This is a genomic window from Mycobacterium sp., assembly GCF_035506235.1.
Classification (GTDB): domain Bacteria; phylum Actinomycetota; class Actinomycetes; order Mycobacteriales; family Mycobacteriaceae; genus Mycobacterium.
In genome coordinates this window covers 1-2,875 of the sequence record NZ_DATJPU010000143.1, presented here as the reverse complement: position 1 = coordinate 2,875, position 2,875 = coordinate 1, and the positions used below count along the sequence as shown (strand labels likewise).

Below are 2,875 nucleotides of genomic sequence, written 5' to 3'. Positions count from 1 at the left end.
CGCCATGCTGACTTACAGGCTCAAAGCACCAAGGTCTTTCCGGGGACGACCACGACGAACACCAATAATGATCCCGCCGCTCTTGACGCGAGCACAACAGGTGACCACCGCCGAATCTTCGCGAACCACGGTGCGCCCACCAGGCGCCGGTCCGCTGACTTAGGACATGGTCGGCAGAATTTCAGATGGGCGATTCGCTGACCTGCGGGTTCCCCGGCCTTAGTGCCCCGATTGGGGCACTAAACGGGTAGCTTCAGGCGGTGTCCTACGTGCGGAAAGTGCGCACGGCCTCTGGTGCGGTGGCAGTGCAGGTCGTGCGTAAACATCGTGGTGAGCGCACGATTCTGGCACATATCGGGTCGGCGCATACCGATGCCCAACTCGGGGTTCTGCTCGAAAGAGCCCGCCAGATCGCCGCCGAGGATCAAGGAGTGCTCGACATCGAGGTTCCCTCCCGGACGCAATCGGTCGACGGGGTCGCCGACTGGCGGACCGGCACGCTGACCCTGACGCCGGGCCTACCCAAGGGGGCTCCGGCACCGCCGGGACGCACCGCAGCGACGTTTTCGCGGTTGCTCTACGACACCCTCGGCGCGGTCTATGACTGGCTCGGCTTCGACGCCGTCGATGACACGGTATTCCGGGATCTGGTGATCGCCCGAATTGTGGAGCCCACCAGCAAGGCCGACGCCGCACGCGTACTCACCGACTTGGGCGCAGAAACGGTGTCCTACAGGACGATTCAACGACACCTCGCGCAAGTCAACACCGCCAACTACCGCGATGTCATCGCGGGGAAGTGCTTCACCCACGCCGCCGATCGGGGCGGGTTGAGCCTGCTGCTCTGCGACGTGACCACGCTGTACTTCGAAGCAGAGGATGAAGACGACCTGCGCAAGGTCGGCTACGAGACCACCACCCTGGTGCCGATCATCACCGCCTTCGCCCAGCGCCACGACCTGCGCCAGACGCCGATGGTGATCGCCGCCGACGCCGGCATGCTTTCGGCAACCAACCTCACCGCCCTCGATGACGCCGGGCTGGGATTCATCGTCGGCTCGCGGTCGACCAAGGCGCCCGGCGACTTGGCGTCGCATTTTCATTGGCATGGCGACGTTTTCACCGACGGACAGATCATCGACACCGTCACTCCACGACACGCCAACAGCACAGTCAACGACACCACACTACGGGCCGAACCGGTTTGGGACCCCGACCAGCATGCCAACGCGTGGCGGGCGATCTGGGCGTATTCGGCCAAACGCGCACGACGCGACCAGAAAACCCTCAACACCCAAGAGGCCCGCGCCCGCGCGGTGATCAACGGTGAACGCAAAGCCAAGTCCACCCGATTCGTCAAGACCCGCGCTGGGGACCGCGTGCTCGATGAAGCCAGCCTGGCTCGCGCGCAATCGCTGGTCGGTCTCAAGGGCTATGTCACCAACGTGCCCGCTACGGTCATGCCCGCCGGCGAGGTGATCGCCAGATACCACGACTTGTGGCGCGTCGAGCGGTTATTTCGGATGTCCAAAAGCGACCTTCGTGCCCGACCGATGTTTCACCGCACCCGCGACGCCATCGAAGCCCACCTCACCATCGTGATCACCGCCCTGGCCGTCGCCCACAATGTCCAGGAACGCACCGGCCTGGCCATCGCCAACGTCGTCAAGCAATTGCGACCGCTGCGCTCGGCGACCATCACGATCAACGCTGCCACCGCGACCTTCCCGCCCGAAATCCCAGCATCTCAACGGGCAATCCTGGCGAACCTGAACATCCCCGAACCGGGGCACTAAGCCAAATGTCCGAACTCAGGCCAGAAACATTCTGGTGAAGACATCCCTGACGGACGGGTTTTCACCCAGCCGTGGCCGGCCACCACGGGTGAGAAGGCTCGCGGCATCCCGGATCGGCTCATCTACTACCAGTACCGCCACGACCGTGCCCGCCGCGCCCTGCGCGGCATCGACCAGCAGATCGCTAAGGCCGAACGCGCCGTCCACGGTCACGCCCCGGTCAAACGCAACCGGTTCATCAAGCTCGCCGGCGCCACCAAGAGCGTCAATCGAGACCTGGAAGCCAAAGCCCGCGGCCTGGCCGGCTTGAAGGGCTACACCACCAACCTCACCACCGTCGGACCGGCGTTCGTCATCAATGCCTATCACCAGCTATGGCGCATCGAGAAGAGCTTCCGGATGTCCAAGCACGATCTCCAAGCCCGACCGGTCTACCACCACAAACGCGAATCCATCGACGCGCACCTGACCATCGTGTTCGCCGCGCTGGCGGTCAGCCATTACATCGAGCACCGAACCCATTGGAGCATCAAGAAATTCGTCCGCACCGCACGCCGCTACCGCACCGTCCGCATCAAAGCCGGACGCCAGACACTTACCGCCGCAGACCCACTACCCGACGACCTCCGCCAAGCCCTCGCCAAGATCAGCGCCGGCCATGCACACTAAAAAGTCCTAAGTCGGGAGCCGCTCACCCATAGCTATGAGCGTAGAACGACCAAACTGACGCGCGTTACTGCTGTCATCATGGCCACCAGCAGGTTGGACACTCGATCCAACGAGAAGCGTCAACAATCAGAAATCTTCCTGCCAATTTTTCGTAAGTGAATGGTTCCGAGCGGAATACGATGTATTGCGATGAAATTTTGGCAACGTCGTTTTCGGCGACGAATTGGACCACGTAGTTTATGTTGTAACGTCGGAGGATTTCCACCGTATTCCCTTGCTTGACAAGCGTTTCGATCTCCCGATCGCCAGCCAAGCCGTTGAGCGCGATAGTATTGAATCCTGACACAAATCGAAAGACACCAGGATCGTCCATGCCGAAGCGCAGACTCTTAGGCTTCAAATGGCCCTCG

At 62.0% G+C, this 2,875-nt stretch carries 2 protein-coding genes and 1 pseudogene; 2 read left to right on the top strand and 1 reads right to left on the bottom strand.

All coding sequences use genetic code 11. The features are described from left to right. Window positions 1-260: 260 nt before the first annotated feature. Window positions 261-1,796: an IS1634 family transposase gene (locus tag VMD50_RS13795; RefSeq protein WP_325428310.1), complete on the top strand. Its 1,536-nt coding sequence runs from the start codon at window positions 261-263 to the stop codon at window positions 1,794-1,796. 27 nt (window positions 1,797-1,823) lie between these two features. Further along, a pseudogene (locus VMD50_RS13790) lies at window positions 1,824-2,465 on the top strand (IS1634 family transposase); the annotation flags it as partial. Between the two features lie 76 nt (window positions 2,466-2,541). On the opposite strand, the gene VMD50_RS13785 reads toward VMD50_RS13790, so the two are convergent. Continuing rightward, window positions 2,542-2,875, bottom strand: a 334-nt coding sequence (locus VMD50_RS13785; RefSeq protein WP_325428309.1) for a hypothetical protein, incomplete at its 5' end; no start/stop codon positions are given.